The following is a 25,774-nucleotide window of genomic DNA, read 5'->3' as shown; positions in this document are numbered from 1 at the left end:
GGAACAAATCGCGTTGTTGCCACCCCGTCACAGTTACAGACGATCAACGTTCCGGCATCGCCGCGAAGCAACCTAATTCACGCCACGTTGTTTCCTGAGTGTCGAATTTGAAAGAACGGGGATGATCATGAAGACGATTTTGCTGGGCGCAGCAGCCGCTCTGCTGGCGCTGGTCGCACCGGCCGCTGCGGCCGACATGCAGCCGCGCACCTATACCAAGGCGCCCGCCTATACGCCGCCGCAGGTGATCTACAACTGGACCGGTTTCTACATCGGCGGCCATGTCGGCGGCGCGTTCGCCGGTGACAGCAGCTTCCAGTCGAGCGACGCCCGTTTCCTGGGCGGCGTGCAGGGCGGCTTCGACTACCAGTTCGCGCCCAATTGGGTGGTGGGCATCGAGGCCCAATATTCCTGGCTGCCGACCAACAACAACGGTGTCACGTTCCCGCTGGGGACACAGGTGACGTCCAACACCGACCAGCTCGGGTCGGTGACCGGCCGCATCGGCTACACCTGGGGACCGGCGCTGGTCTATGCCAAGGGCGGTTACGCCTGGCGTAATGGCGGCCTCGGCGTCAATGTCGCCGGCGTGGCGCAGCCCTTCACCGCCACTGGCAACAACAAGGACGGCTATACTGTCGGTGCCGGCCTCGAATACATGTTCGCACCGAGCTGGTCGGCCAAGGCCGAGTATCAGTATTACAACTTTGGCAGCACGACCTTCACCTCCGGTCCGGCCGACGTCGTCGGCGTCCGGGGCCGGGAGGACGAGCATACCGTCAAGGTCGGTGTGAACTACCGCTTCGGCTGGGGCGGGCCGGCAGCCTCGCGCTACTGACGCTCAACAGCGACCACGACCTGACAAGGGCCGGCTCACGCCGGCCTTTCGTTTGCCAGGCCCTTGTTTGCCTGCCTGTTGTTTGCTTTGCGTGAACCATCTGGCGCGTCATTTGCAAGCAAATGGTCTGGGGCGCGCGTTCTCACGCGCGTCATGGGACTGGCGTAAAGCAAAAATAATTTTTGCCGCCTACGGAACTCGCGCTCCGGAAGGCGTTATATGAGAATTACCGGGCTGGTGGGACGACGGACATGCGTATCTTTGTGTCGGCAGTAGTGCTCTCGTGCTTCATCTCCCTGCCGTGCGCTGCACAGACAATCCTCAAATCCGAGCCTCTGATGCTGGCACCCTATGAGGTGGCCTTCGTCAAGGACGCTTCCTGCCCATCCGGTAAGGTGCTGAAGGTAACGGGCGCGATCCGCGGGCTGCACCGTCGCAAGGCCTGCGTGGTGCTGGCGGGCGAGCAGGCCTCGCTGGCGACCGCGACCCCCTGAGAGATCCCATCCTGAGATACCCTGGGTCTAACCTCAGGAATTCAGCGCAAGCTCCATCCTCGACTGCTGTTCGGCCTCGGCCTTGTTCCTGGCGGGGTCCTCGCCCTGGGCGGCCCGGCAGGGCTTGATCTCGTAATCATTGTCCAGGACCCGGCGCGGCCCGTGGCGCTGGTCGTCGGTGCTGACATCCACGACGAGGCCGCTTTGCTGCGCGAGCTGCCAGACGTCGGCCTCGCTGGGATAGGCCTTGCTGATTTGGGCGTCGTTGCAGAACAGGGCGTAGGGCATTCTTCCCGCTCCCGGAAAGCGCGTTAACGGCTTCATGGGGCAGGGGGTTCCGGGACGATTACGGGGGCGTGATCGGAGCCGTGGACCCTGAGTCTTTAACGAGTCCTGAATCCCAAAAAAAAGAATCCCTGGGACTCATTTGCCGGAATCAGCGGATGTTTTCGGCCATGACGACCGACCTCAAGACCTGCTGCGGGCACATGCTGCTGCCACTGACGCTGGGATTGCTCAGCGCCTGTGCGGCCAATCTCTGGTTGGTTTGGTCCTGGCTGTAGGTGTCTGATCGACCGTCGGCCTTAGTTTTCGGCTGGCGGACGGAGGGAGGGGTCGCGAATGGCCGCGCGGAGCCTGGTCAGGGTCGCCGCGCAATACTCCTCCCGCTCACGCTCGAATCGCTCCTGATGCTTGCGGAAATTGGCGATGCGGGCCTGCATCTCGGAACGGAAATCGCCGCTTGTCCGTGCTGGCGGGATCATGACGGGCGGGGCGAGCGGGACTGGCGGCGGCTTGATCTCGACCGCCAATGTCTCGACCGCCACGGTCTCGACGGTGACGGTCCCCACCGGCACGTCCGGTGCAGCCGTCGGTCTCTCCGGCGGATGGAAGTCACCCTTCTTGCCGGTTACCGATTGGACGAAGGCCATTGTCTGCGCGATCAGTGCGTCGCGCTCGCTGATCCACTTCATGGTCCACCTCTGTTGGAGCTATTCCAGCAAAGCTAGCCGGCCGAATCAAGGAGGTGTCCGGCTGGGGATTGCATATTTTTCCCGACCGCCCGACAGTGGGGAATGGACGTCAAATCCGACCAGTCGGACGAAGCGCAGGGCCTGAGGCTGGTCCGTGCGTTCTTGTCGCTGCCGCCCGACAAGCGGGCCGAGGTGATCGCGTTCGTGGAGGAATTGGCGCGGGCTCAAGGCCGGCCCGAGGCGGGCACAGAGGCATCGCCGACGTGAGCGCTATCGCTCGCGCGGGTTGATGTTGGGCTCGAACGGCGCGCCCACCACCCGGACCGGTGTCGGCGCCGTAACGTCGATCGCCGCGCGTTCGGCGACCTGCGTTGCCGGAGCCGGCCCTGGTGCCAGTTCGAACAGCGCAACGGTGCCGGCCACCGCGACACAGCACAGCGTCACTGTCGCCAGCAGAAACATGTTTCGGTTTTCTTCCTTGATCCGCATGGGCCGACAACGGCTGACGCCGGCGACCGGTTCCGGCCGGTCATGTCCGGATCACGCCCCCAAAACAGGCAGAAGCTTACACGAGGCTTACGCCGACCCCCCGAATAGTTATTTTTCCGTAAGACTACTCGGGGGATTTGGCATCAAATCTTAACGTCCGCCGGTTCCAATGCCCGTTGCTGGGATTATGCGTCGGCAGAAGCATTGGGGCGGCTGTTATGAGCTTTCTGAACAATCTGAAAATCGTGTGGAAGGTCGCGCTGATCGTGGCGGTGATGGGATGCGCGATGCTTGCCGTCGCCGGCTTCGCGGCGCGCGAACTTTCGGCGACCGTCGACGGATTTGCCGAACTCTCCGCCGCGCAATCCTCGGCGCTCAACCTGACGCGGGCCCAGCGCCGCGCCGAGACCTATCATGCCGCGCTCTATGCGGTCTTCACCGAAGCGACGGAGGCGGGCAACGCTGGCCGTCTCAAGATCGCCAACCAGAACCGCAGCGAAATCGGCCAGTACCTCGATGCGGCCGTGCAGGACGACCCGTCGCGCGCCAGCCAGGTCAAGAGCATCGGGGACCAGCTGAAGGCCGCGTTCGCCAGCTGCGATCCGGTACTTCAGGCCGGCGCGCAGGCAAGCAGCGTGGAGGAGAATGCCAAGGCCGCCGAACGTGCGCACAAGGAGTGCGATCCGGTGCTGGACGCGGCGCTCGCACGCATCGTCCAGTTCGTGACCGAGTCCGCACAGGCGGTCAGCAACCGCAAGGAAGCCATCAACCGCGACGCCAGGTCCGCGACCTGGACCGTGATCGGAGTCAGCGCCGGCGGCCTGATCGTCGGCATCGCGATCGCGCTGTTCATCGGCCTCAATGCGATGTCCCGGCCGATCGCCCGGCTCAAGCTCGCCATGGAGGGTCTCGCCCGCAACGATCTCAAGACCGAGGTGCCCGAGAAGGACCGGAGCGACGAGATCGGCGACATGGCCAGGACCGTCGAAGTCTTCAAGACCAACGCGCTCGAGGTCGAACGTCTCAAGGCTGCGCAGCTCGAGATCGAGAAGCAGGCTGCCGAGCAGCGCCGCCGTGACATGGTCAACCTGGCCGACGGCTTCGAACGCGCGGTCGGCGAGATCATCGAGACGGTGGGCTCGGCGTCCACCGAGCTCGAAGCGTCGTCCTCGACGCTAGCCACCACCGCGCAGCGCGCGCAGGAGCTGACCTCGGTGGTCGCGGTCGCTTCGGGTGAAGCCACCGGCAACGTGCAGTCGGTCGCGACCGCCACGGAGGAGCTGTCGTCCTCGGTCAACGAGATCAGCCGGCAGGTGCAGGAATCCGCGCGGATGGCGGGCGAGGCCGTCACCCAGGCGCGCACCACGACCGAGCGGGTCAGCGAGCTCTCGATCGCGGCGACGCGGATCGGCGATGTCGTCGAGCTGATCAACACCATTGCCGGCCAGACCAACCTGCTCGCGCTGAACGCCACGATCGAGGCGGCACGTGCCGGCGAGGCTGGCCGCGGCTTCGCGGTCGTCGCCTCCGAGGTGAAGACGCTGGCCGAGCAGACCGCGAAGGCGACCGGCGAGATCAGCCAGCAGATTTCCGGCATCCAGACCGCGACCCAGGAATCCGTCAACGCGATCCGCGACATCTCCGCGACGATCGAGCGGCTGTCGGAGGTGTCGTCCACCATTGCCGCGGCCGTCGAGGAGCAGGGCGCCGCGACCCAGGAGATCTCGCGCAACGTACAGCAGGCCGCTCACGGCACCCAGCAGGTCTCCACCAACATCACCGACGTGCAGCGCGGCGCGGCCGAGACCGGCTCGGCGTCCTCGCAGGTGCTTTCGACCGCCAAGATGCTGGCGACCGACAGCAACCGGCTGAAGGACGAAGTCGGAAAATTCTTGCGGACCGTGCGCGCGGCGTAAGTGTGTGCGGCGGCACTCGTCCGCCGCGCTCACCGCGCCTAATGCGGAAGCAAGAGGCCGAGCGCGAACACCAACAGCATGGCCGTCATGACGACGGCCGTCACGGCGCCGGCAACGATTTTGGCCTTCTCTTTGCTGGTAGTCGAGCGCATGCGGCCTGCATGCTACCTCATGTTGAACTTCGGTCCAATCTGCGGTCAGGAGCCATCTTCGTGACCCGCCTCGATCAGGCGGCGAGCCTTGGCTGGAAGAACCGTGTGACGCGATCGATCGCATCGGATGTCATCGGGTCGGTGTCGGAGAAATCAAAGCCGTGGGCTTTGCCTGGATAGGGCACGAATTCGGCCTCGGCGCCGACCGACTTGCCGAGCTCGACCAGTTGCCGTCCCTTCGCGACCGGCACGTTCCTGTCCGCCTCGCCATGCAATGCGATCAGGGGCGGCAGGTGCTTGACCTTGGCGGCCATAGCGTCGGGCATGCCGCCATAGAGCACCGCGAGCGCGGTGATACGCGTGTCCCGCGCGGCGGTGTCGGCGGCGACGTAGCCGCCCAGCGAGAAGCCGAGCAGGACGATGCGCCCGGAACTGTCGGACCGGCCCAGGATGGCCGTCACGGTGGCGGAGACCGTGTTGGCCCAATCGTCGAACCGCGTCGTGTCATAGGCATCGCGGCTCTCATGCGTGCTGGACTTCGGCGTCAGCGCGGCCGTATCGGCCGGTGTCATATAGCGGAGAAAATAGACGTCGATGCCCTTGGCGGACAGCGCATCGGCATATCGCTCGTAGGCGCGGAGCCTAAGCTCGATGCCGCGGGACCCGTGCAGCACGATCACGGCAGGGCGCTTCCCGGCCACCGTCGCCGCGTAACGCGATACGGGCAGGCTGTCATTGCCGGAGGTGACGCTGAACTGTTCGCCTGGTGCACCGTGTGCAGGGATAGACGTCAGCAGCGCGGCGATGCCGGTCATGGCCGTTCGTCGGGTAATCATCAGCGAACTCGCGCCAGGGAGATTTCGGAGGCGACGCGTCGGCTGTATAGTGTGCTTGCGACGGAATCTTGACGCGAGTCCCGCCCGATGATCACCAATCGTCCACCCGTGCTCGCCCATGAGCGCTTCGTTGCGGACCGCGAGAACTTTGACGGCCTCGATCTCGCCGCGCGGTTCGAGCGGATCGAGCAGACCAACCTGTGGGGCGCGGCCACATCCGTCTCGGGCCTCGGCTCGGAGGACCCGGCGACCGCTGCGATCCGGGAGGAGCTTCCTCCCCTGCTGCAACGGCTCGGCGCGAGCTCGCTGCTCGATGCGCCCTGCGGCGATGCCGGCTGGATCGGCCGCATCAAGCTCGACCTCGACTACACCGGCATCGACATCGTGCCGTCGCTGATCGAGACCAATCGCCGGCGTGTGGCCGGCGGCGATTGGTCTGGCCGGTTTCTCGTTGCCGACGTCACGCGCGACGCGCTGCCGCGCGCGGATGTCATCCTGTGCCGGGACTGCCTGGTTCATTTGAGCTTCGACAACATCGCCCGCGCCGTTGCCCGCTTTGCCCAGAGCGGCGCGGGCTTCCTGCTGGTCACGACATTTCCCGAATGGGATGCAAATCGCGATTGCGCGGATGGCGATTGGCGCGCGCTGAACATGGAGAAGGCACCATTCAACTGGCCCGCGCCGCGCGCGCTGATCAACGAGCGTTGCGAGGAGGGCGGCGGCGGCTGGCGCGACAAGAGCCTTGCCCTATGGCGTCTGGATGAACTGCCCGATCGTATCCGCACGGCCACAGCGATGTGACGGACGCAGGCGGAACTCCATTGCGTCCGTGACCGCACTGGCGATACACTTCAGGTTGTGTGACGCGATCTTTGGGTCGCGTGTCGACGATGCCGGAGAACGCCATGAGGCCGAGTTTTGCCGTAGCGGCTCTGTTGATCTGGTGCTCCACGCCGGCACTGGCGCAGCAGGACGGCGCCGCGCTCTACGCCACCCACTGCGCGCAATGTCACGATGCCGGCGATGCCCAGAACCGCGCGCCCGCGCGCGGCGCCATGCAGGCGATGTCGTTCGATCACGTGCTGGGGACGCTGACCTCCGGCAGCATGGCCGCGATGGCGAAGGAGCGTAGCGACGACGAGCGTCGCGCGATTGCTGCTTTCGTCACCGGCAAGGCCGCAATCAACAGCGCATCCGACGCGCAGGGCCGCTGCACGCAGCAGATCAGCGGCTTTCCGCAACCGCTCGACGGTCCACGCTGGAACGGGTGGGGCGTCGATCTCAACAACAGCCGCTTCCAGCCGGCCGACATGGCGGGGCTGACCGCGGCGCAGGTGCCGCGCCTGCGGCTGAAATGGGCCTACGCGTTTCCCGGCGCCTCGGTGTCCTTTGCGCCGCCGACGATCATGGGCGGCCTGCTGTTCATCGGCGGCACCGACCGCAAGGTACATGCGCTCGACGCGCGAACCGGCTGCACGCTGTGGACGTTCGCGATCGATGCGGCGGTGCGCGCCGCGATCACGGTCGCGCCGCTTCCCGGCTCCGATCAGTTCGCGATCTTCTTCGGCGATTTGCGTGCCAACGCCTATGCCGTGAACGCGCTGACGGGGGCGCTGATCTGGAAGACGAAGGTCGAGGAGCATCCGGCCGCGCGCATTACCGGCGCGCCGGTGCTGCATTCCGGCGTTCTCTACGTGCCGGTGTCCTCGCTTGAGGAGGCCGCCGGCTCGCAAGCCTCTTACGAATGCTGCACCTTCCGCGGCAGCGTGGTGGCGCTGGAGGCCGCGACCGGCAAGCCGGTCTGGCAAGCCTATACGATCCCCGAAGTGCCGCATCCGACCGACAAGAACGCGAAGGGCGTGCAGCTGTTCGGCCCGTCCGGTGCCGCGATCTGGTCGGCGCCGACGATCGATGTGAAGCGCGGCGCGATCTATGTCGCGACCAGCAATTCCTATTCGAATCCGCCATCCGCGACGAGTGACGCGATTCTCGCCTTCGATCTTGCGACGGGAAAGCTGCTCTGGAGCCAGCAGGCCACGCCGAAGGACGCTTATGTCGTGGCATGCTACGGCGTGGACAAGACCAATTGTCCCGAGGATCACGGACCCGACCACGATTTCGGCCAGTCGCCGATCCTGGTAACCCTGCGCGACGGCAGGCGCGTTCTTGCCATCGCACAGAAATCCGGCGTCGTGCACGGGCTCGATCCCGACGACGGCGGCAAGATCCTGTGGCAGACGCGGATCGGGAAGGGCGGTGCGCTTGGCGGCAGCGAATGGGGCTCGGCCGCCGATCAGGATCGCATCTATGTCGCTAACTCCGACGTGCGTTTCCTGCGTGACGGCACCAGACGTCTCGACTCCACGCAAGGCGGCGGCCTGTTCGGCCTCGATCTCGCCAGCGGGACAGTCGTGATGGAGGTGCCTCCTGTCGCCTGTGGCGATCGTCTCCAATGCAGCCCCGCGCTTTCGGCGGCGGTGAGCCTGATCCCCGGCGTCGTGTTCTCCGGCGGCGTCAGCGGCTTCCTGCGGGCCTATGCCAGCGACGGCAAGCTGCTCTGGGAGTTCGATACCGCGCAGGATTACAAGGCCGTCAACGGCGTCCCCGCCCATGGCGGCGCGATCGACGGTCCCGGACCGGTCATCGCCGGCGGCATGCTCTACACCAATTCCGGCTACGGCCAATGGAGCGGCGTCGCCGGCAACGTGCTGCTGGCGTTCGAGGTGGGGACGGAGTGAGCGCGACGTTCGGAGGCGCGATGATCGATGCCCGATGCAGTTGTGGCGCCGTTGCATTGTCGCTCGCGGGGCCATCCCGCGCGGTCGTTGCTTGTCACTGCATGGACTGCCAGCGCCGAACCGGTGCGCCCTTCGGCGTCGGTGCCTTCTACGCGGCTGAGGCCGTCACGAGCTCGGGGACCCCAAGCGAATACGTTCGCAAGGCCGCGAGCGGCGGCAAGGTCCGCAGCTATTTTTGCACCCATTGCGGTTCGACGGTCTATTGGAAGGCGGACAATCTGCCAGGGATGATCGGCGTCGCCGTCGGCGCGATGGCGGACCCGAATTTCCCGGCTCCGCTAAGATCGGTTTTCGAGCAGTCGAAACATGGCTGGGTCGAAATCAACGGTGCGGAGCACTTTCAGCAAAGCAGTGCGCCGAAGAATGCAAGCTGAGGTTTCCGCCTCAAGCGCTGTTGCCGGCTGAGGGGATTGAACCCCCGACCTTCAAGGGGATCTACGAAGCTTGACCACAGCGCTGGGCATGTGGTGCGCGTTCCCGTTCGCTGTGGGAACGCTAGGTTCTTAGTTCCGGTTCAGCAATGAAGGTCAGCTTAGACTTGCCACATAAGTCACCTTGCCGCGCGGTGAAAAACCGCGCGACGATGAGTAGCATTGCTTTTTTGATCGCCCAGTTCGTTCTTCTTGGAGAGCAGATCTTGTCGATCGTGGGTGCACTCTCGCGAGAAGCCAGCACGTGATTGAGCTTTGGAACAAGTGGTACGGGACCTTGGCCTCTGTCGAGGCGCTGGCAGCCGTCGTCGTTATTGCCGTGGTGACCGCTGGCATTCTTACGTTAATTGAGAGTCAGCGGCATAGGACAAAACATTGATGGGGAGACGTCGGAAAACGATCAGCTAGACCAGAGTAGTTCAGCAGGTGAGTGGCGCTAAAAAATGCTCCTATGCAGGAGGATCAAATGATCCTTTCTCGTGCAAGTTGGACAAACAGGAATGCTTCTTGGCGGCAAGCATTTTGCACATGCGCGGTGTTGAGCATACTGGTCGCAGCTCCTGCATTCTTGATGATACTCCTGCTGGATTCCCAGCTCGTCTTGCCAGCGCTCAGTATTCTATTTTTCTCAGACGCGATGATCACTGCGGTCTTGGCTTGGGCAAAGTCGGGAAATGCGACATTAGAAAATGTAACGCTATGGGATGTTGCCGGGGCATTGACCATGTTGGGTTGTGCCGCCGCGATTCTTGGCGAACCAGATCAAGTGGCACTTCTTTTCGAGCAACCGGTCAGACTACATTCGGACGCGGCTCTAGGCGATAGCGCTAGCCCCTGATAACCGGCGGCGTTAGGACCCCCGTTTCTTGGTGGCAGGTATCGGTCAACCGATCCGATAGACGTATGCGATCTCGCTTGCAGCTGCCCATTCCCCCGCGGCGGGGACATGACCCGTGCCTGATTATTTCGATACAGATGTCCTTAGCGTATTCTTGCAGATCGTTCTGATCGACCTGGTGCTTGCTGGCGATAACGCCATCGTCATCGGTCTTGCTTCAGCCGGACTTCCTGAGGCGCAACGAGGCAAGGCGATTTTGATCGGTATTGTTGCCGCGACGATACTGCGCGTCTTACTCGCCGGGTTGGCGACGCAAATCCTCCAGATCGTCGGCCTCTTGCTCGCCGGCGGGATCCTGTTGTTGTGGGTATGCTGGAAAATGTGGCGAGAGTTGCGCACATCCTCCACAGAGCCAACAGGTGCGATGGACGCCGCTGGAGCAATTGCAGGCAGCAAAGCTCGCAAAACACTCGCTCAAGCGAGTTGGCAGATTGTCGTGGCCGACGTTTCCATGTCTCTCGACAACGTTCTGGCCGTGGCAGGGGCAGCACGCGAGCATCCGATGATCTTGATTTTCGGCCTGGGGCTTTCCATCGCGATGATGGGCGTGGCCGCTTCTTTCATTGCGCGCCTTCTGCAAACTTATCGATGGATTGCTTACGTCGGTCTCGCCGTCATCCTTTATGTGGCGGGTGACATGATCTTTCGCGGGACGTTGGATGTCATCAACGTTGCGTCGATATGAGATGCTGTTTCACCCTAGGTATCCTAGGTCGTCAGGCAGAATTCGAACGCGGTACGCATAGGCTGCAGATGGGGTGTGAAGCCCGCAGAAGAAAGGGCCGCCTTTGTGGGGCGGCCCTGTCCAAAGTCTGTCGACGCCGGTCAAAAAAATTAGGTTAGAGCAAAGCCAGCCCCGGGAATGAAAACAACTAAGGATACAACGCCGCGCCCGGTTGAGGGACATCGAAATAAAACAAGCTAAGCGCTGGTGCCGGCTGAGGGGATTGAACCCCCGACCTTCGGTTTACAAAACCGCTGCTCTACCGCTGAGCTAAGCCGGCAAAACCAAACAATTATAAGCAGTTAACGAGAAGAAACTTGTCCAGTCGGCACGTTGGGGTGCACGGTCGGGCAGCGTTTGCGTCGATATAGCCGCAGTCGGGGTGTAGGTCTAGTCTGACTGGCTTGCGCTCTTCTCCGCACCGCCGCCTGGCAGAAAATGTGTAGAGCCGGAAACCAGACTGCCCCCGTTGGAGGTACGGGCGAGGGATGTCAGACCAAAAGAACGGATGATCGTCGACGCAACCGTCAACCGATTCTTGGAAGACTAAAGCTGACAAAACGAATGGTGCTCCAAAGCTGTCGAAGCCTTGCGCGGTCTCGGAACCAAACACGTCCCTTTGGAGTGAGGACGAGACATGAAACGCTTTCTCGCCGTCGCCGCTGCACTCGCGGCCGCCGACGCTCACGCGGCGCCTCTTGACGATGCAATCAACTGCGCGAATTACGCGACTATTGATGCGGTCTGTCGTGAGCAAAAAGACCCAAGCGACCCTTTGCTCGGCAAACTCAAGACTGCAGCAGGCGTGTTGCACGGTCGCAGCATTCGCATAGGTGCGCAGGCTGGCGTTTCCAAAGAAGCGGTTGGAGCCTTGGCTACGGTCGCCAACGACAAGATGACAAACGAGATGTCGCGCAAGTGCGACAACATCAAAGTGTTGCGTGATCAATTCGAGGGCACTTGCCGCCCGGTGATGGATCAAGCGTATAAAGATACGCTCATGATGATAGACGAGATCATGAAGGGAAAGGGTCGCTAAGATGATAGCGAACGCGCCGCGCTAAAGCACTAGCGACCTTTTTTGTGCCTGCGCATTGCAGGGCAGAGCGAGAATGGTGACGGAGGGTGAGGGCAAACTTCATGGCTTCATACCCTCTTCGATCATGCGCAGCGTCTTGGGAGCGCCAGCGCACCACTTGGCCATCGCAGCCTTGTCGCCGTTCCACGACCCGATGATAGCGGCGCTGCCTATCATCACTATTTTCTTGCCGACGTTTTTCAGCAATAGCTCCTTGGCCTGCTCGACAGCCGGGGACAGCTTGATCTCGCAGACCGATTCGTACAACGCGATCCTGATTGCCAGACTGATCTTGGTGCTTTCCACGTCGGATGCTTCTTCGGTCGCAGGAACGGCCAACAAGGTCGCATTCTTCTGGTTCAATTGTTCCTGCGCTTCGTTTTCTTTAAGTTTTCCGTCGGCGTAGTCTTGCAGGATGACCCGTACCTCCGGGGCGATCCTTAACCACTTTTGTCGTGAGGCTGCATCGACACAGATCGACCAGAGACTGGACATGTCGCGCCGCTCACGATTGGCGATGTAGTCGTAACCCTCGGCGTAGTCCTTTTTCCAGCGTGAATTGTTTCGGTACATCCGGTCGAGCTTGGCTTTCTCCTTCGCATCGGCCACGGTCAGGATACCCTTACAATAGAGTTCGAGGGAGGCGTTCGCAAAACCGTAGTCACTGGCGGCCTTGCCGTGATCGACCGCGTGCGCGGCGCCGGTCAGGGCGAGCAGTGTTGCGGAGGCTAGGACGATGCCGGCGGTGCCGGGTAGTCGTTTCATGTGTCACCTCATATCCGCGAAGTGAACTTTTCGGCATTCCATGCTTCCAGAGGTGCGTTTCGCCGCCATGAAACAGGCGGCCCGTAGGGCCGCCTGATCCTCTTCACCCGACTTGTGCGGTGTTACTGGCAGATGTGCTGGAGGCCGTCCGCTCCCTTGTACCAGGTCCCGGGCCGGCAAACGATGCCGTTGCGGGCCGCATAGGTATCCCAATTGCCGTACCAGCCCATTTCGCTACGGCCGCCGGCATATCCACCGGAATTGTCATAGGCGTAGGAATTGTCCCAGCCGCGGAACGGCGCGGATGCAACGGCTGCCGCGGTGCCGACGGCGGCGCCAGCAACGGCGCCTGCGGTGTCGACCGGCCAGAAGCCCGATCGAGTTCCGTCATCCGGATTCACTTGGCCGCGGGCCATGTGCCGGCGCCGATAGGCGCGATCGGTGGTGGGATTGCCGGGGGTGAGATTCTGGCAATTGGGATCCTGGAAGAGCCCCGTGCAGCGGCCCGAATTGTCGACTGTCGTTTGCGCGAAGGCCGGTGTTGCCAGCGTGGACGCGACGATCGCGGCCAAGCCAAGAAGCTTCAGGCTCGTCATGGCATTTGCTCCATGTTGTTGAGACCTGTGCTAAGCGCGCCATCCGGCAGTCGTTCCGCGGCTTCTCGCATGTGGGGTCACATCGACGTGAGCCCGCCGAGGATGTACAGTTTGTGCCACGCAACCTCGTGCGATCCAGCATGTGCGGCGGGTTTGTGTCCCGTTAACGCTTCGCTAGCGCAGCTTGCGGCATTTGAGCCGCTATCGACCCTTGCACGTTAGGCTTACCGGAAATTGGTGAGCGGGCCTTAACCTTCTCCGCGTGGCGATCGGATAGGTTGAGCGTCGGATAAACCGGGATCCTTCCATGCGCGCTCTCGCGCTCGCCGCCTTTCTGATCGGATTGCCCGCGACGGCGTTTGCCGGCGGCGGCTTCGATATCGTCGTTCCCGGCCGCCCGGGCGTGCCCATCATCATCGACAACATCGACGCGTCCTACAGCGTGGTCGAGGGGGTCTGGGGCCTCGGCAAGAACGTCCAGGTGCAGCCGACCATCTATGGCGGGCGCTACATCGCCGAGCGGCAGCCCGAGGACGTCGGCCATTATTATCCGACCATGGGCTTGCGGCCGGGCTACGGCCGGCTCGAGGTCGAGCCGCCCGCCAACCGCAAATTGCCCAGGCCCGCCGAGAGCTATCACCAGAGCTGGGGTGTGCAATCGGCGCCGCTGCCGCCGCAGATGGACGTGCCCGTCAATCCGCCGCCGGTGATCTTTGCGCCTGAGATCAACGACCGTCCGCGGCGTCCTCGGCCGCGGCCGCATGCACAGGCGCCCGGAAGGCCGCCAACTTAAGAAACGTCAAAAATTCAAGAAAAAATCCAAGATACGAAAATCAACAGGAGAGAGTAATGCGTCAGATGATTTCGGGACTGGTTGCGGCGGCTGCCGTGATGTTCGTCGCCACCGCGCCCGCCGCGGCTTGCGGCTTCAGCACGTGCGCACCGGTTGCGCCGGTCTATAGCGGCTGCAACACGGGTTGCGGTAGCTGGGGCTATGGCCCGGGTTATGGCGGATGGGGCTTTGAGCACCTCGCCGAGCCAGCCACGCAGTATTACTACGTCAACCAGGGGCCGACCTACACCGGACCGGGCGCATTCGCGCCGTACCCGACCTATCGTGAGGACGCAGTCGTCGCGCCCGCCAACTACGGCTACGGCCGTGGTTATGGCTACGGCAACGGCTATGGCTATCGTGCCGCCGCCGCCTATCCCTATCAGCGCCCGTACTACCGTCCGTATCGCTACGGCTATGGCCCGCGCTACGGCTATCTGCCGCGCACGCACTACGGCTACGGTCCGCGCTACGGCTACGCCCACCGCGCGCCGTATTACGGCGGCCACCGCGTGCTGCGCCGCTATTACTGATCGTTTGATTGGTTGAGTTGACGAAGCGCCCGTCCGCGCGATGCGGATGGGCGTTTTGTTGTTTGGATTCTTAGTTTGACGCGTTTTCTTGACGCGAAGCGGTATCCAATTCGCTCGAAAACGCTCTACCGCTTCATCAGCCCGAGACGGCTCGCGCCGACATAGAGCGAGAGCACGGCGGCGTTGGAGACGTTGAGGCTCTTGATCTCGCCGGGCATGTCGAGCCGCGCCACGACGCTGCATGTCTCGCGGGTCAGTTGCCGCAGGCCCTTGCCTTCGGCACCAAGCACCAGCGCGAGCGGCTCGCGCAGCGTGACGTTCGAGAGGTCCTCGCTGCCTTCGCTGTCCAGCCCAACGGTCTGGAAGCCGCGCTCGTTCAGCGCGGTCAGCGCTCGGGCGAGGTTCTGCACGGTCACCATTGGCACCAGCTCGAGAGCACCGGAGGCGGCCTTGGCCAGCACGCCGGTTGCCTCGGGGCTGTGCCGTGCCGTGGTGACGATCGCCTTCACCGCGAAAGCCGCTGCGGAGCGCAGGATGGCGCCGACATTGTGCGGATCGGTGATCTGGTCGAGCACCAGCACCATGCCTTCCTGGTCCAGGGTCTCGATGTCGGGCGAGGGCAGGGCGTCGGCCTCGGCCAGCAGGCCCTGGTGCACGGCGTCGGGCGACAGCAGGCGGTCGATCTCCTGGGGCCGGACGATCTCGGGCGCGACGCGGGTCGCGATGTTCTCGTCCGCAAGCCGCTTTGCGGCGTTCTCGGTCAGCGTCAGCTTGCGGATCTGCCGCTGAGGGTTGGCCAGCGCCATGGTCACGGTGTGCCAGCCATAGAGGATGACCGGTCCGTCGGACTGCGAATCGCGGTCGCGCCAGGCCGGCCGGCCGGCTGATTTTCCGGGCCTGTTGAAGGGCTTAGCCCCGCCGCGGGGGCCCCTTGGGGTGAATTTTCGATCCTTCATGGGCTCGCTTGTGTCACGGGTCCCGGAATATGGCAATTTGGGTGGCTTCGGGGGCGATTTTAGCTGTTCGCCTCGGTTGACTTTGCCCCACCGCATCGCCCATAAACGCGCCCGGTCGCGCCCCCATCCGGGCTGTCGCGGCCTTCACGTTCCATGGCCGTCTTCGGTCGCCGGCAAGGTCCGGCCCGATTGTGCTGCCGTCGAGCGGGGGAGTGTCCCGAGTGGCAAAGGGAGCTGACTGTAAATCAGCCGCCTCATGGCTTCGCAGGTTCGAGTCCTGCCTCCCCCACCAGCCTTCGCTCGCTTCGCGAGCTACGGCTGGGCAAGCCAGACCAAATCACCGTCACGCGAAGCTAGCGAAGGCTGTCACGCCGTAGCCGGGAGGGCGCAGGCGGACTGGCCCAGAGCGTAAGTCACCCCATCATCTCCCTGACGATCGGCACCACTTTCCGCCCGTAAAGCTCGATGCTTTTCATCAGCTTCTCGTGCGGCAAAGGCCCCGCCGAATATTTCAGCTGGAAGCGCGAAATGCCAAGCGCCTTTGCGGTCTTGGCGATCTTGCGCGCGACGGTTTCCGGCGAGCCGACATAGAGCGAGCCGTGCTCGGCCTCATTGACGAACTCGTCGCGGCCCATCGGCGGCCAGCCGCGCTCCTTGCCGATCCGGTCGCGCATCGCCTTGTAGTCGGGCCACAGCTCTTCGCGCGCCTGTTCGTCCGTCTCGGCGACGTAGCCAGGCGAGTGCACGCCGATCGCCTGTGCCGGGCGACCGAACTCCTTGAAGGCGCGGTGATAGAGATCGACGTAAGGCGCAAAGCGCGTGGGATCGCCGCCGATGATCGCGAGCATCAGGGGCAGGTCGTAATGCGCGGCGCGCACCACCGATTGCGGGCTGCCGCCGACGCCGATCCAGGTCTTAAGCCGGCCATTCTCGACCGGCGGATAGACCAGTTGATCTTTCAGCGGCGGACGCAGCTTGCCCTCCCAGGTCACCGGCTGCTGCGACAAGAGTGCCGTGAACAGGTCGAGCTTCTCCTCGAACAGCGCCTCGTAAGCGCGCAGGTCGAAGCCGAACAGCGGAAAGGACTCGGTGAAGGAGCCGCGGCCGAGGATCACCTCGGCACGTCCGTTGGAGAGCGCATCCAGAGTCGCAAAGCGCTGGAACACGCGAATGGGGTCGTCCGAGCTCAGCACCGTCACGGCCGAGCCGAGATGGATGCGCCTGGTGCGCGACGCGATCGCGGCGAGCACGGTCTCGGGCGAGGAGATCGCGAAATCGGCACGGTGGTGCTCGCCGAGGCCGATGAAGTCGAGGCCGAGCTCGTCGGCCAGCACGGCTTCGTCGACGACATTGCGGATCACCTGCGCGTGCGCAAGCATGGCGCCGGTGGCGTCCCTGGTGACGTCGCCAAAGGTATCCAGTCCGAATTGAAGCGGTGGGGTCATCGATCAGGTCTCTGAGGGGGGCGCGAGCGGCGCCCGCATGTGGGAAATTGTTTACTGTGCAGCTAGGGCGTGGAGGCCGCTTCGACAATGCTGCTCCGGGAAAGGCATGGTTTCCAGTTTTTCACCGCGCCGGCGGGATCAATCGGACCTGGCGAACATCTCCACCAGGGTCTCGCGCAGCCAGCGCTGCGCCGGTACGGTGTCGTTGCGCTGGTGCCAGAACAGGCTGACGATGCGCGGCGGTGCCTTGAGTGGCAGCGGCATGGCGTGCAGGAACGGCGCGTGCCGGGATTGCGAGCGCAGATCGCTCGGCAGCACGGCGATCAGGTCGGACTGACGCACGACCTCGTAGGCGGCGCTGTAATGATTGACGGTCGCGACCAGATTGCGCGACAGCCCGCGCGAGGCGAGGAAAAGATCGTAGGACGGCAAGGTCTTGCCGGCGAGGCTCACATCCACGTGTCCCGCGTTGAGGAAGCTGCGCGTGCTCAGCCGCTTCATCGCCGCGAGCGGATGGCCGCGCCGCATGAAGCAGGCGTAGTCGACGGTCCACAGCGAGCGCGAGCGAATGGCGGCCGGCTGTTGCGCCTCATTGACATAGACGCTCAGCACGCAATCGACCCTGTTGTCCTCGAGCTGGTCGGCGATCTCCAAAATGGTGTTGGGCACGGTGTGGATGCGCGCCTTGGGCGCGACCTTGCCGAGATGACCGAGGAGGTTCGGCATCACTAGCGAGGCGACGTAGTCCGACATCGACAGGCTGAACTCGGTCTGCGCGCGGGCGGGATCGAACACCTGCTCGTCGAGCGCGCCACGGACGCTTTCCAGCGCCTCGCCGATCGGTTCCCACAGCACCACGGCGCGCTGGGTCGGACGAATCCCGGTGCCTGATCGGACGAACAGGGGATCGCCGAGCGCGTCGCGCAGGCGTGCGAGTGCGTTGCTGACCGCGGGCTGCGTCATCGTCAGCGCGCTCGCCGCGCGCGTGACGCTGCCTTCGGTCATCAGCGCCTCGAAGACTTTCAGGAGGTTGAGGTCGAGCGCGCGGAACGACACAAACATTCACCATGGTGATATATTAGATCATGATTATAAATTATGACGATAATGTCACTTTGTCTATGGTTCCCCAAGGGACACGCGGAGCGCCGGGCCGCCAAGACTGAGGGGACTTTCATGTCGATGATCTCGGCGCGCATCGAGCGCCTTCCATTCGCGCGTTTCCACACGCATCTGCTGTTGATGGGCGGGCTCGGCTACGCATTCGACGCGATGGACGCAGCCGTTCTGGCGTTCATCCTGCCTGTGCTGCGCACTGCCTGGAACCTGTCGAGCGTGCAGATCGGCGTGCTCGGCAGCAGCACCTATATCGGCTTCCTGTTCGGCGCGTTGTTCGCCGGTACGCTCGGTGACCTGATCGGGCGCCGCGCGGTGATGATGTCGGCGCTGGCGCTTTACTGCGCGGCATCGATCGTGAGCGCGATGGTCGATACCTGGCCGTCCTTCTTTGCTGCCCGCGTTGTCGCCGGCATGGGGACCGGCGCGGAGAGCGCGATCATCGCGCCCTATCTCGCGGAGTTCGTCGCGCGGCGTTATCGCGGCAGCTTTACCGGCGCACTCGCCGGCTTCTTCTCCTTCGGCTTCGTCGCCGCAGCCTTGCTCGGCTACTTCATCGTTCCCGCCTACGAGAACGGCTGGCGCATCGTGCTGGTGATCACAGCGGTGCCGGTCGTCATGCTGCTGTGGTGGCGCCGGGCGCTGCCGGAATCGCCGCGCTGGCTCGAAAGCCGGGGACGGGAGAAGGAAGCCGAAGCCGTCCTCGACGGGATCGAGGCAGGCTTTGCGCGCGCGGGCCATGTCCTGCCGCAGCCGGTCGTCGAAGCGACGGCGCCGGCCGGAGCTACCGGAACGCTGCTCGCCAATTTCGCGGCGCTGCTCGCCGGCCGCCAGGCGCGCATCACCATCATGACCTGGATCATGTGGCTGGCGATCACCTTCAGCTATTATTCCTTCTTCGTCTGGATCCCCGGCCTGCTGGTCCAGAACGGGATGAGCATTACCAAGAGCTTCGCCTATTCGATCGCGATCTATTGCGCGCAGATCCCCGGTTATTTCAGCGCCGCGTATTTCAACGAGCGCATCGGGCGGCAGGCGACGATCGCGACCTACATGGTGCTCGGCGGTGCCAGCGCGCTCGGGCTCGCCTTCGCGCAAAGCGACCAGCAGATCATGGCGGCGGGGATCTTCCTGTCCCTGTTCATGAACGGCACCTATGCGGGCGTCTATGCCTATACCGCCGAAGTATTCCCGACGCCGGTCAGGACCACGGGGGCCGGGCTCGCCTCCGCAATCGGTCGCATCGGCGCGATCGTCTCGCCGATCCTGGTCGGCTATCTCTATCCGAATTTCGGCTTCGCCGGCGTATTCGGGGTCACCACCACTGTGCTGCTGCTCGGGGCAGTCACCGTCGTGCTGATGGGCGTGCCGACGCGCGGCCGCTCGCTGGAAGAGATCGCGGCGGGTGAAGTTGCATGACGCGGACGAAAGTTACCGCTGATCCCTGGCTCTGCGCCGTCGCGGCGGCGCAGAGCAGGGCGGATCAGCCGGATGCACTGTTCGCGGCACTCGACGAAGCCGTGAAGTCGGCGATCGGGCACAAGCTGTTCACGATCCTGACCTACGACGGCGACAGCGGCGAAGCCGCGCGGGTCTATTCCAATCTTCCCGGTCCGTATCCGACCGGCGGACGCAAGCGCCTCGCGCCGGGCCCGTGGACCGAGGCCGTGCTCGACCGCGGCGAGGCCTATATCGGCCGAACGCGGGACGATCTGCGCAAGGTGTTCTCCGACCACGAGCTGATCGCCTCGCTCGGCTGCGCGAGCGTGCTCAACATGCCCGTGCGCTGGCGCGGCCGTACGCTCGGCTCGCTCAATCTGCTTCACGAGGCGGGCTGGTATGGCGAGGACGATATCGCCGCGTGCCTTCCCTTTGCCCAGCTCACCTTGCCGGCGCTGCTTGCGCCGGCCGACTTCTGACAGGATTCCGCGATGTCCAGCATCCTCTTCAAGAACGCCGCGCTACTCGATCCGCTCCAGGCGGAATTGCTGGCAGGCCATGATGTGCTGGTCGAAGACAGCCTGATCAAGGAGGTCTCGGACCGGCCGATCCAGGCCACCGCCGATCGCACCATCGATCTCAAGGGCAGGACGCTGATGCCCGGCCTGATCGACCTGCATGTGCACGCCATCGCCGTTGAGCTCAACCTGGCGCAGCAGGTGCACATGCCGAACGTGCTGGTGACGCTGCGCTCGACGCTGCTGCTGCGCGGCATGCTGCGGCGTGGCTTTACCACCGTCCGCGACGCCGGCGGCGCCGGCCATGCGCTGAAGCAGGCGATCGAGACCGGCCTGACCGACGGGCCGCGGCTGTTCGTCTCCGGCCGTGCGCTCAGCCAGACCGGCGGCCACGGTGATATGCGGGCGCGCTCGGATTACCTCGCGAGCGACGCCCCGTGTCCCTGCTGCGTGCGTGTCGGGGCGCTGGCGCGCGTTGCCGACGGCGTCGATGGCGTGCGCAGGGCGGCACGCGAGGAGCTCCAGATGGGCGCCGACCAGATCAAGATCATGGCGTCCGGCGGCGTCGCTTCACCGACCGATCCGGTCGGCGCCTTCGGCTACTCCGAGGACGAGATCCGCGCCATCGTCGAGGAGGCGCGCGGGCGCCAGACCTACGTGCTCGCCCACGCCTACACCGCTGCCGCCATCGAACGCGCCGTTCGCTGCGGCGTGCGCACCATCGAGCATGGCAATCTGGTCGATGCTCCGACCGCGCGCCTGATGGCCGAAAAGGGTGCCTATGTGGTGCCGACCCTCGTCACCTACGAGGCGCTGGCCAACGAGGGCGCCCAATACGGCCTGCCGCCGGAGAGCGTGGCCAAGATCGCCGATGTCCGCGACGCCGGTCTGCGTTCGCTCGCGATCTATCGCGACGCCGGGGTAAAGATGGGATTTGGCAGTGATCTGCTTGGAGCTTCTCAACGCCTCCAGAGCGACGAATTCCGCATTCGCGCCGAAATTCTGGGAGCGCGCTCCGTCATCGCCAGCGCGACTTTGATCGGCGCCGAAGTGCTCGGCATGGAGGGCAAGCTCGGTCGGATCGCGCCCGACGCTATTGCGGACCTGCTCGTGGTCGACGGCAACCCGCTGCGCGATGTGGCCTGCCTGCTCGGCCAGGGCGAGCACATCCCGATGGTGATGAAGGCAGGCAAGGTCCAGTTCGACCGGCTGAACGCCTAAAGCGTTTTCGAGCGAAGAGGATACCGGTTCGCGTTAGGAAAACACGTCTAAACAAGCCTGCGCTACCGCCACATCCCCCGCATCCGCGCCCCGATATCGATCTTCGGGCCCTGCGCCGCCGCGCGGGCCGCAGCCGAAGCCGCCTTCGGCCAGGCGGTGCGCTCGAACAGATAGACGAGGGATTCCGGGATGAAGCGGGTGCGCGAGGCGTAGACGTGGCGGTCGCCCTTGGCGGCCTGTCCGTGCACGAAGAAGCGCTGCGGCACGACGAGGTGGAGATCGTCCTTGGCGCGCGTCATCGCGACATAGAGCAGGCGGCGCTCCTCCTCGAGCTCGGCCGAGGTGCCGGCGCCGAGATCCGACGGCATGCAGCCGTCGACGACGTTGAGCACGAACACCGACTTCCATTCCTGGCCCTTGGCGGAGTGGATGGTGGAGAGGATCAGATAGTCCTCGTCGCGAAGCGGAGGACCTGATTTGTCGCTGGTCGCATCCGGCGGGTCGAGCGTGAGCTCGGTTAGGAATTTTTCGCGCGAGGCATAGCCGCTCGCGATCTGCTCGAGCTGCATGAGATCGGCGCGGCGCGTCTCGGAATCCTCGTGGATGCGATCGAGATGCGGCTCATACCAGAGCCGTACGCGCTCGAGATCGGCGGGCCATTCCGAGTAACGCAGATTTCCGACCGTGCGGACGAAGTCGGTCCACTCGGCGCCGGTGCGTGGCGGCACCGCAAGCTGGCCGAGCGCGGCAAGCGGGTCGATGCTCTCCGCCATCTGGTCGAGCACGCGCTGCGCGGTGGCGGGGCCGACGCCGGGCAACAGGTGCAGGATGCGGAAACCGGCGACGCGGTCGCGCGGATTTTCGGCAAAGCGCAGCAGCGCCAGCACGTCCTTGACGTGCGCAGCATCGAGAAATTTCAGTCCGCCGAACTTGACGAAGGGGATGTTGCGGCGGGTCAGCTCGATCTCCAGCGGACCGGAATGCGAGGACGTCCGGAACAGCACCGCCTGGTGCTTGAGCAGCGCGCCTTGCTCGCGGTTGGCCAGCACCTCCTCGACGATGTAGCGGGCCTGGTCGGCCTCGTCGTGGACGGTGACGAGCTGCGGCTTCTGCGACGAGGTGCGGTCGGTCCACAGGTTCTTGGTGAAGCGTTCGCGCGCAAGCCCGATGACGCCGTTAGCCGCCGCCAGCACGGGTTGGGTCGAGCGATAGTTACGGTCGAGCGTGATCATCTCGGCGCGGGGGGAGAAGCTTTGCGGAAAATCCAGGATGTTGCGGACAGTGGCGGCGCGGAACGAATAGATCGACTGCGCGTCGTCGCCGACCACGGTTAGCCCGCGTCCATCCGGCTTCAGCGCCAGCAGGATCGAGGATTGCAGGCGGTTGGTGTCCTGATATTCGTCGACCAGCACGTGATCGAAGCGGCCGCCGATCTCTTCGGCGATCAGCGTATCGCCCATCATCTGCGACCAGTAGAGCAGGAGGTCGTCGTAATCGAGCACGTGCTGGGCCTGCTTGGCCTCGACATAGGCCGCGAACAGGCCCTTCAGCTCGGCGGCCCAGCCCGCGCACCAGGGATAGTGCTGGCCGAGCACTTTTTCGATCTCCATCTCGGCATTGACGCAGCGCGAGTAGATCGACAGGCACGTGCCCTTGGCGGGAAAGCGGCTCTCGGTCTTCGACAGGCCGCGCTCGTGCCGGACCAGATTCATCAGGTCGGCGGAATCCTCGCGGTCGTGGATGGTGAAGGCTGGATCGACGCCGATCCGCTCGGCATATTCGCGCAGGAGGCGCGCGCCGATGCCGTGGAACGTGCCGGCCCAGGTGAGGGCGTCGCGCATGATCGCGGCGTTGTTCTCGCCCAGCACCTTTCGTGCGATGCGTTCGACCCGGCCGGCCATCTCGGCCGCGGCGCGGCGGGAGAACGTCATCAGGAGGATGCGTCGTGGATCGGCGCCCGCGACGATCAGGTGCGCGACGCGATGGGCGAGCGTATTGGTCTTGCCGGAGCCCGCGCCGGCGATGACGAGCAGGGGCGCGCCCACGGTCGCGCCGTCAGCGACGCCATGCTCCACGGCGCGGCGCTGCTCCGCATTGAGCGTGTCCAGATATGTCGCCACGAATCGCCCCGGTGAAAGGGTGAGAGTCGGCGATCCCGGCGCGAATCGCAATGCGGCTGGACGGAACCAATGTTAAGACCTAGGGACAAGACGGCCCGAAGTTCCAGCCCGAGAAGCGCGCAACCCGGCATGACCGAGCTCAAGCCCGACCAGTTCGAGATGCGGCGGCTGGAGTCGCTCAGCAACACCATCTTTGGTGTCGCCATGACGCTACTCGCCTACGACCTGCCCAAGGCCGCGGTGTTCACCAGTGCCCCGAGCTGGAGCGATCTCGCCCATGTCTACTCCGGCAAGCTCGCCGGTCTCGCGCTCAGCTTCATCATCGCCGGCGTGTTCTGGATCAGCCACCACCGCCGGCTCGCGCGCCAGCCCGTGGGCAGCCGCGGCATGGTGATCCTCAACCTGTTCTTCCTGCTGTCGATCGTGCTGCTGCCGGTGACCAACGGCCTCTACATCAATTACAGCATGAGCAGCGCGGTGGCCGTGCTCTACGGCCTGCATCTGACCGCGATCGCCGGCCTCAATGCCTGGCTGTGGTGGACGATTTTGGGCGGCTGGCGCCACGAGACCATGGCCTCGATGTTTCCGCTGCTGGTGTTCATTCCGGGCACGATCGTTGCGGCCTTCGCGCCGCACGTCGCGCCCTTCCTGTGGTTCATCGCCTTTGGCGGGCTGTTGATCCAGCGCTTCTATGCCGCGCCGACCGGGCCAGGCGCGTGAGGCGGCGGCTCACCCTTTTGTCGCGCCGAACCCGTCGGCCGGCACGTAAAGCTTGACCGGGCGGATTTCGTAGACCGCCGACGGGTTGACCTCGCGCAGCTTTCGCGCCGCCGCGATCGCTTCCTCATCGGTATCGTAGTCGACGAGATGGAAGCCGAGAAGCTGCTCCTTGGTCTCGGCAAACGGGCCGTCCAGCACCATGCCCGCGCCGGGGCCGCGCAAGGTGTGCGCCTTTCGGGTGTCATCCAGACGGGCGGCCGGCCCAAGGTGTCCGCTTGCCCTCAAGGGCGCCTGAACCTCGATCACTTTGGCCACGACCGCGGCGTCCTGCTCCGGCGCCCAGGACAAGATCTCGTCTTCCACATGGTAGGCCAGGATGGCGTAAAGCATCGTCACCTCGTTTGTTTTTGAGCTCGCAGTCCGAAGCATGTATGAGCGCGGTCGATACCGACAATCCCGGAGACTAACATATTGCGTCGCGCAAGTTGCGACGAAACCGTCCTGAAACCCGATTGCCGCCCTCGGAGGTGAACGCCGCCCAAAGCCGAGGCGACTGATTGCCACCAAGAACACTTCGGAGGCGGCCATGTCGACCATAAAGATCATCTGCGACGCGCGTCGGGCGGGAAAATCGGAAGCCGCGGATTTGCACGACCAGTCCGGCCATCACCGCTATTACGGGAGCTCGGCCGAGAACGGCGGCGAGCGGATCGTCGAAAGCCGCCGCGGAAAACGCCCGCGCGCGCTCAATGTGTGCGGCTTCTGAAGCCTTCGGCGACACCGTCTTTCGACATGGACGTCCTGCAAATATCGATCGCGGCGATGCCGTTCCTGCTTGCGCTGATGAGCCGGACGCGAAAGGCAATCGCGCCGTGCCTGCTGACGAGCATCATCACCGTGGTGCTCGGCGCCGAGCCTTATCGGGCGGTCATGGCCTGGTGCGTCGGCGTGCCGATTGCCGCCGTTGCCCTGCGTGAGCGGCTTCGCGCGAGCTGACCCGGCGCCGTCACGGCGTACTCAGGACCTGTTTGACCAGCGCCTCGCGCAGCGTTGCCAGCTCGCCGCTCGCTTCCATCTGCGCGATCACCTTGCCGACCTTCGGCACCAGATCGCGATGGCGTTCGTGCAAATAATGGTAGATGTGGATGCGCTCCAGCGGTGGCGAGAGCGGGACAATCCTGGCCTGCAGATTGAGTTTCCTCACCGCCACGAGCCCGCTGAAGAGGTCGGTGACCATCAGCTCGAAACGGTCGGCGTCGAGCATCCTGATCATGTTCTCGAGGCTGGTGGTCGCGGTGACGCGGGCCATGCCGCGTGTCCCGGCCTCTGAGGAGCCGACGCCGCGGACGATTCCGATGCTGTACTCCCTGATCGAATTCCAGCCGGCCACGTCGAAACGAAGTTTCGTCGCGAAGACCGTCGGCTCGATGTAGTTGATCGCCGGCGTCACCTGAATCAGCGTCGGGTAGTCGCTGGAGAGCGTTCCGATCCGCTGGATCTCGCCATCGACCTCGCCGGCGCTCGACAGCGCCAGCGCGCGCTTGCCGGGGACGTCCTCGAACGCCAGCTTGATATTCAGCTTGGCGTAGACGGCCCGCAGCATCTCGCCGCCGACATATTGATCCGGGATGTCGGCGATCCGCGCCAGCCGGATCAGCTCCTGCGCGTGCGACGGACCTGCGGCGAGCAATGACAGGCAGGCGACGATGATCCGCCACATGACGCGTCTCCTTTGCCCTGCATAGCTACCATTGGATTCGGATGGCCGCGATCCACCTGGGGTGGCACCCGTGTGGCGGCCGCACCGCTCGCTTGTCTTGCAGGCGACTGCGGACTTTAGCCAATGTCATTCTAGTACGCGAAGTGATAGTTTGCGCGAGAATC

The 25,774-nt window shown here is 64.2% G+C and carries 30 protein-coding genes and 2 tRNA genes; 19 read left to right on the top strand and 13 right to left on the bottom strand.

Translation table 11 applies throughout. The features are described 5' to 3' along the window. The first annotated feature begins 127 nt into the window (after positions 1-127). Entirely contained in the window at positions 128-838 is a 711-nt protein-coding gene (locus AB7535_RS20135; RefSeq protein WP_085405565.1) for an outer membrane protein, read from the top strand. A gap of 251 nt (positions 839-1,089) precedes the next feature. Beyond that, on the top strand, positions 1,090-1,332 hold the full coding sequence (locus tag AB7535_RS20130) for a DUF6719 family protein (protein WP_038935984.1): 243 nt from the start codon (positions 1,090-1,092) through the stop codon (positions 1,330-1,332). Between the two features lie 33 nt (positions 1,333-1,365). Here the strand turns inward: AB7535_RS20130 and AB7535_RS20125 are convergent, their stop codons facing one another. After that, positions 1,366-1,620 carry a hypothetical protein gene (locus tag AB7535_RS20125; RefSeq protein ID WP_014494365.1) on the bottom strand — a complete coding sequence of 85 codons (255 nt, stop codon included), beginning with the start codon at positions 1,618-1,620 and terminating at the stop codon, positions 1,366-1,368. 296 nt (positions 1,621-1,916) lie between these two features. Then, entirely contained in the window at positions 1,917-2,306 is a 390-nt protein-coding gene (locus AB7535_RS20120; RefSeq protein WP_063982526.1) for a hypothetical protein, read from the bottom strand. A gap of 102 nt (positions 2,307-2,408) precedes the next feature. Here AB7535_RS20120 and AB7535_RS20115 point away from each other — a divergent pair, with 102 nt between their 5' ends. Then, complete coding sequence (locus tag AB7535_RS20115) at positions 2,409-2,573, top strand: hypothetical protein (protein WP_014494368.1); 165 nt, start codon at positions 2,409-2,411, stop codon at positions 2,571-2,573. A gap of 3 nt (positions 2,574-2,576) precedes the next feature. Here AB7535_RS20115 and AB7535_RS20110 read toward each other — a convergent pair whose 3' ends face one another. Further along, positions 2,577-2,795: a hypothetical protein gene (locus tag AB7535_RS20110; protein ID WP_041958446.1), complete on the bottom strand. Its 219-nt coding sequence runs from the start codon at positions 2,793-2,795 to the stop codon at positions 2,577-2,579. Positions 2,796-3,013: 218 nt separating this feature from the next. Between AB7535_RS20110 and AB7535_RS20105 the strand changes: the two genes are divergently transcribed. Next, positions 3,014-4,711: a methyl-accepting chemotaxis protein gene (locus AB7535_RS20105; RefSeq protein ID WP_085405356.1), complete on the top strand. Its 1,698-nt coding sequence runs from the start codon at positions 3,014-3,016 to the stop codon at positions 4,709-4,711. A gap of 226 nt (positions 4,712-4,937) precedes the next feature. On the opposite strand, the gene AB7535_RS20100 is transcribed toward AB7535_RS20105, so the two are convergent. After that, positions 4,938-5,699 (bottom strand): dienelactone hydrolase family protein, encoded by a 762-nt coding sequence (locus tag AB7535_RS20100; protein WP_245344275.1) that lies wholly within the window; start codon positions 5,697-5,699, stop codon positions 4,938-4,940. 87 nt (positions 5,700-5,786) lie between these two features. Between AB7535_RS20100 and AB7535_RS20095 the strand changes: the two genes are divergently transcribed. The 5 genes from AB7535_RS20095 to AB7535_RS20075 all read left to right on the top strand — a co-directional run bounded on the left by AB7535_RS20095 (position 5,787) and on the right by AB7535_RS20075 (position 10,511). Beyond that, complete coding sequence (locus AB7535_RS20095) at positions 5,787-6,500, top strand: class I SAM-dependent methyltransferase (RefSeq protein ID WP_085405358.1); 714 nt, start codon at positions 5,787-5,789, stop codon at positions 6,498-6,500. Positions 6,501-6,604: 104 nt separating this feature from the next. Next, a complete protein-coding gene (locus AB7535_RS20090; RefSeq protein ID WP_085405566.1) occupies positions 6,605-8,437 on the top strand; it encodes an outer membrane protein assembly factor BamB family protein in 1,833 nt (610 codons plus the stop codon). Positions 8,438-8,457: 20 nt separating this feature from the next. Continuing rightward, the gene (locus AB7535_RS20085) at positions 8,458-8,871 is read left to right on the top strand and encodes a GFA family protein (protein ID WP_085405567.1); all 414 of its coding nucleotides are present in this window, start codon (positions 8,458-8,460) and stop codon (positions 8,869-8,871) included. 523 nt (positions 8,872-9,394) lie between these two features. Further along, entirely contained in the window at positions 9,395-9,766 is a 372-nt protein-coding gene (locus AB7535_RS20080; protein ID WP_081369447.1) for a hypothetical protein, read from the top strand. Between the two features lie 115 nt (positions 9,767-9,881). Further along, on the top strand, positions 9,882-10,511 hold the full coding sequence (locus tag AB7535_RS20075) for a TerC family protein (protein ID WP_085405359.1): 630 nt from the start codon (positions 9,882-9,884) through the stop codon (positions 10,509-10,511). A 244-nt stretch (positions 10,512-10,755) separates the two neighbouring features. On the opposite strand, the gene AB7535_RS20070 is transcribed toward AB7535_RS20075, so the two are convergent. Continuing rightward, positions 10,756-10,830, bottom strand: a tRNA-Thr gene (locus AB7535_RS20070). Positions 10,831-11,187: 357 nt separating this feature from the next. Between AB7535_RS20070 and AB7535_RS20065 the strand changes: the two genes are divergently transcribed. Beyond that, a complete protein-coding gene (locus AB7535_RS20065; protein ID WP_085405376.1) occupies positions 11,188-11,589 on the top strand; it encodes a hypothetical protein in 402 nt (133 codons plus the stop codon). A 99-nt stretch (positions 11,590-11,688) separates the two neighbouring features. On the opposite strand, the gene AB7535_RS20060 is transcribed toward AB7535_RS20065, so the two are convergent. Next, on the bottom strand, positions 11,689-12,393 hold the full coding sequence (locus tag AB7535_RS20060) for a hypothetical protein (protein ID WP_085405377.1): 705 nt from the start codon (positions 12,391-12,393) through the stop codon (positions 11,689-11,691). Between the two features lie 122 nt (positions 12,394-12,515). After that, a complete protein-coding gene (locus AB7535_RS20055) occupies positions 12,516-12,989 on the bottom strand; it encodes a hypothetical protein (protein WP_085405378.1) in 474 nt (157 codons plus the stop codon). A 307-nt stretch (positions 12,990-13,296) separates the two neighbouring features. On the opposite strand from AB7535_RS20055, the gene AB7535_RS20050 reads away from it, so the two are divergent. Both AB7535_RS20050 and AB7535_RS20045 read left to right on the top strand, forming a co-directional pair. Continuing rightward, complete coding sequence (locus AB7535_RS20050) at positions 13,297-13,782, top strand: hypothetical protein (RefSeq protein ID WP_071912719.1); 486 nt, start codon at positions 13,297-13,299, stop codon at positions 13,780-13,782. Positions 13,783-13,838: 56 nt separating this feature from the next. Beyond that, positions 13,839-14,354, top strand: coding sequence for a hypothetical protein (locus AB7535_RS20045; protein WP_063982537.1), 516 nt, complete (start codon positions 13,839-13,841; stop codon positions 14,352-14,354). A 125-nt stretch (positions 14,355-14,479) separates the two neighbouring features. On the opposite strand, the gene rlmB is transcribed toward AB7535_RS20045, so the two are convergent. After that, complete coding sequence (rlmB, locus tag AB7535_RS20040) at positions 14,480-15,310, bottom strand: 23S rRNA (guanosine(2251)-2'-O)-methyltransferase RlmB (RefSeq protein WP_085405379.1); 831 nt, start codon at positions 15,308-15,310, stop codon at positions 14,480-14,482. Positions 15,311-15,516: 206 nt separating this feature from the next. Here rlmB and AB7535_RS20035 point away from each other — a divergent pair. Next, positions 15,517-15,602, top strand: a tRNA-Tyr gene (locus tag AB7535_RS20035). A 121-nt stretch (positions 15,603-15,723) separates the two neighbouring features. Here the strand turns inward: AB7535_RS20035 and AB7535_RS20030 are convergent. Continuing rightward, positions 15,724-16,755 (bottom strand): LLM class flavin-dependent oxidoreductase, encoded by a 1,032-nt coding sequence (locus AB7535_RS20030; RefSeq protein ID WP_085405380.1) that lies wholly within the window; start codon positions 16,753-16,755, stop codon positions 15,724-15,726. Positions 16,756-16,893: 138 nt separating this feature from the next. Next, complete coding sequence (locus tag AB7535_RS20025) at positions 16,894-17,817, bottom strand: LysR family transcriptional regulator (protein WP_041958437.1); 924 nt, start codon at positions 17,815-17,817, stop codon at positions 16,894-16,896. A 114-nt stretch (positions 17,818-17,931) separates the two neighbouring features. On the opposite strand from AB7535_RS20025, the gene AB7535_RS20020 reads away from it, so the two are divergent. From AB7535_RS20020 to AB7535_RS20010, 3 genes are read left to right on the top strand one after another with little or no spacing between them, the layout of a single operon-like run. Continuing rightward, on the top strand, positions 17,932-19,290 hold the full coding sequence (locus tag AB7535_RS20020; protein ID WP_085405381.1) for an MFS transporter: 1,359 nt from the start codon (positions 17,932-17,934) through the stop codon (positions 19,288-19,290). Then, positions 19,287-19,790, top strand: coding sequence for a GAF domain-containing protein (locus tag AB7535_RS20015; protein WP_071912729.1), 504 nt, complete (start codon positions 19,287-19,289; stop codon positions 19,788-19,790). Before AB7535_RS20020 ends, AB7535_RS20015 begins: the two co-directional genes overlap by 4 nt. A 12-nt stretch (positions 19,791-19,802) precedes the next feature. Next, positions 19,803-21,050 carry a metal-dependent hydrolase family protein gene (locus tag AB7535_RS20010; protein ID WP_071912731.1) on the top strand — a complete coding sequence of 416 codons (1,248 nt, stop codon included), beginning with the start codon at positions 19,803-19,805 and terminating at the stop codon, positions 21,048-21,050. Between the two features lie 62 nt (positions 21,051-21,112). Here AB7535_RS20010 and AB7535_RS20005 read toward each other — a convergent pair whose 3' ends face one another. Continuing rightward, positions 21,113-23,170, bottom strand: a complete 2,058-nt coding sequence (locus tag AB7535_RS20005) for an ATP-dependent helicase (RefSeq protein WP_085405382.1) — start codon at positions 23,168-23,170, stop codon at positions 21,113-21,115. Positions 23,171-23,299: 129 nt separating this feature from the next. Here AB7535_RS20005 and AB7535_RS20000 point away from each other — a divergent pair, with 129 nt between their 5' ends. Beyond that, positions 23,300-23,890, top strand: a complete 591-nt coding sequence (locus AB7535_RS20000; RefSeq protein WP_085405383.1) for a TMEM175 family protein — start codon at positions 23,300-23,302, stop codon at positions 23,888-23,890. Positions 23,891-23,899: 9 nt separating this feature from the next. Here AB7535_RS20000 and AB7535_RS19995 read toward each other — a convergent pair whose 3' ends face one another. Continuing rightward, a complete protein-coding gene (locus AB7535_RS19995; protein WP_071917383.1) occupies positions 23,900-24,280 on the bottom strand; it encodes a YciI family protein in 381 nt (126 codons plus the stop codon). A gap of 196 nt (positions 24,281-24,476) precedes the next feature. Here AB7535_RS19995 and AB7535_RS19990 point away from each other — a divergent pair, with 196 nt between their 5' ends. Continuing rightward, positions 24,477-24,656 carry a hypothetical protein gene (locus tag AB7535_RS19990; RefSeq protein WP_028149875.1) on the top strand — a complete coding sequence of 60 codons (180 nt, stop codon included), beginning with the start codon at positions 24,477-24,479 and terminating at the stop codon, positions 24,654-24,656. 26 nt (positions 24,657-24,682) lie between these two features. Beyond that, positions 24,683-24,886 carry a hypothetical protein gene (locus AB7535_RS19985; protein ID WP_085405384.1) on the top strand — a complete coding sequence of 68 codons (204 nt, stop codon included), beginning with the start codon at positions 24,683-24,685 and terminating at the stop codon, positions 24,884-24,886. 10 nt (positions 24,887-24,896) lie between these two features. Here AB7535_RS19985 and AB7535_RS19980 read toward each other — a convergent pair whose 3' ends face one another. Further along, the gene (locus AB7535_RS19980; protein ID WP_085405385.1) at positions 24,897-25,610 is read right to left on the bottom strand and encodes a substrate-binding periplasmic protein; all 714 of its coding nucleotides are present in this window, start codon (positions 25,608-25,610) and stop codon (positions 24,897-24,899) included. Positions 25,611-25,774: the final 164 nt, after the last annotated feature.

The organism is Bradyrhizobium sp. 956_D2_N1_4, from assembly GCF_052076025.1.
GTDB classification, from domain to species: Bacteria; Pseudomonadota; Alphaproteobacteria; order Rhizobiales; family Xanthobacteraceae; genus Bradyrhizobium; species Bradyrhizobium barranii.
Note: the sequence above shows the minus strand (reverse complement) of the source record. Positions and strands in the feature narration are given on the sequence as shown.

What these genes read in the sequence shown, in the direction of transcription:
- AB7535_RS20135 (WP_085405565.1), top strand. Translation starts at nt 128, where the DNA reads ATGAAGACGATTTTGCTGGGCGCAGCAGCCGCTCTGCTGGCGCTGGTC.
- AB7535_RS20130 (WP_038935984.1), top strand. Translation starts at nt 1,090, where the DNA reads ATGCGTATCTTTGTGTCGGCAGTAGTGCTCTCGTGCTTCATCTCCCTG.
- AB7535_RS20125 (WP_014494365.1), bottom strand. Translation starts at nt 1,620, where the DNA reads ATGCCCTACGCCCTGTTCTGCAACGACGCCCAAATCAGCAAGGCCTAT.
- AB7535_RS20120 (WP_063982526.1), bottom strand. Translation starts at nt 2,306, where the DNA reads ATGAAGTGGATCAGCGAGCGCGACGCACTGATCGCGCAGACAATGGCC.
- AB7535_RS20115 (WP_014494368.1), top strand. Translation starts at nt 2,409, where the DNA reads ATGGACGTCAAATCCGACCAGTCGGACGAAGCGCAGGGCCTGAGGCTG.
- AB7535_RS20110 (WP_041958446.1), bottom strand. Translation starts at nt 2,795, where the DNA reads ATGCGGATCAAGGAAGAAAACCGAAACATGTTTCTGCTGGCGACAGTG.
- AB7535_RS20105 (WP_085405356.1), top strand. Translation starts at nt 3,014, where the DNA reads ATGAGCTTTCTGAACAATCTGAAAATCGTGTGGAAGGTCGCGCTGATC.
- AB7535_RS20100 (WP_245344275.1), bottom strand. Translation starts at nt 5,699, where the DNA reads ATGATTACCCGACGAACGGCCATGACCGGCATCGCCGCGCTGCTGACG.
- AB7535_RS20095 (WP_085405358.1), top strand. Translation starts at nt 5,787, where the DNA reads ATGATCACCAATCGTCCACCCGTGCTCGCCCATGAGCGCTTCGTTGCG.
- AB7535_RS20090 (WP_085405566.1), top strand. Translation starts at nt 6,605, where the DNA reads ATGAGGCCGAGTTTTGCCGTAGCGGCTCTGTTGATCTGGTGCTCCACG.
- AB7535_RS20085 (WP_085405567.1), top strand. Translation starts at nt 8,458, where the DNA reads ATGATCGATGCCCGATGCAGTTGTGGCGCCGTTGCATTGTCGCTCGCG.
- AB7535_RS20080 (WP_081369447.1), top strand. Translation starts at nt 9,395, where the DNA reads ATGATCCTTTCTCGTGCAAGTTGGACAAACAGGAATGCTTCTTGGCGG.
- AB7535_RS20065 (WP_085405376.1), top strand. Translation starts at nt 11,188, where the DNA reads ATGAAACGCTTTCTCGCCGTCGCCGCTGCACTCGCGGCCGCCGACGCT.
- AB7535_RS20060 (WP_085405377.1), bottom strand. Translation starts at nt 12,393, where the DNA reads ATGAAACGACTACCCGGCACCGCCGGCATCGTCCTAGCCTCCGCAACA.
- AB7535_RS20055 (WP_085405378.1), bottom strand. Translation starts at nt 12,989, where the DNA reads ATGACGAGCCTGAAGCTTCTTGGCTTGGCCGCGATCGTCGCGTCCACG.
- AB7535_RS20050 (WP_071912719.1), top strand. Translation starts at nt 13,297, where the DNA reads ATGCGCGCTCTCGCGCTCGCCGCCTTTCTGATCGGATTGCCCGCGACG.
- AB7535_RS20045 (WP_063982537.1), top strand. Translation starts at nt 13,839, where the DNA reads ATGCGTCAGATGATTTCGGGACTGGTTGCGGCGGCTGCCGTGATGTTC.
- rlmB (WP_085405379.1), bottom strand. Translation starts at nt 15,310, where the DNA reads ATGAAGGATCGAAAATTCACCCCAAGGGGCCCCCGCGGCGGGGCTAAG.
- AB7535_RS20030 (WP_085405380.1), bottom strand. Translation starts at nt 16,755, where the DNA reads ATGACCCCACCGCTTCAATTCGGACTGGATACCTTTGGCGACGTCACC.
- AB7535_RS20025 (WP_041958437.1), bottom strand. Translation starts at nt 17,817, where the DNA reads ATGTTTGTGTCGTTCCGCGCGCTCGACCTCAACCTCCTGAAAGTCTTC.
- AB7535_RS20020 (WP_085405381.1), top strand. Translation starts at nt 17,932, where the DNA reads ATGTCGATGATCTCGGCGCGCATCGAGCGCCTTCCATTCGCGCGTTTC.
- AB7535_RS20015 (WP_071912729.1), top strand. Translation starts at nt 19,287, where the DNA reads ATGACGCGGACGAAAGTTACCGCTGATCCCTGGCTCTGCGCCGTCGCG.
- AB7535_RS20010 (WP_071912731.1), top strand. Translation starts at nt 19,803, where the DNA reads ATGTCCAGCATCCTCTTCAAGAACGCCGCGCTACTCGATCCGCTCCAG.
- AB7535_RS20000 (WP_085405383.1), top strand. Translation starts at nt 23,300, where the DNA reads ATGACCGAGCTCAAGCCCGACCAGTTCGAGATGCGGCGGCTGGAGTCG.
- AB7535_RS19995 (WP_071917383.1), bottom strand. Translation starts at nt 24,280, where the DNA reads ATGCTTTACGCCATCCTGGCCTACCATGTGGAAGACGAGATCTTGTCC.
- AB7535_RS19990 (WP_028149875.1), top strand. Translation starts at nt 24,477, where the DNA reads ATGTCGACCATAAAGATCATCTGCGACGCGCGTCGGGCGGGAAAATCG.
- AB7535_RS19985 (WP_085405384.1), top strand. Translation starts at nt 24,683, where the DNA reads ATGGACGTCCTGCAAATATCGATCGCGGCGATGCCGTTCCTGCTTGCG.
- AB7535_RS19980 (WP_085405385.1), bottom strand. Translation starts at nt 25,610, where the DNA reads ATGTGGCGGATCATCGTCGCCTGCCTGTCATTGCTCGCCGCAGGTCCG.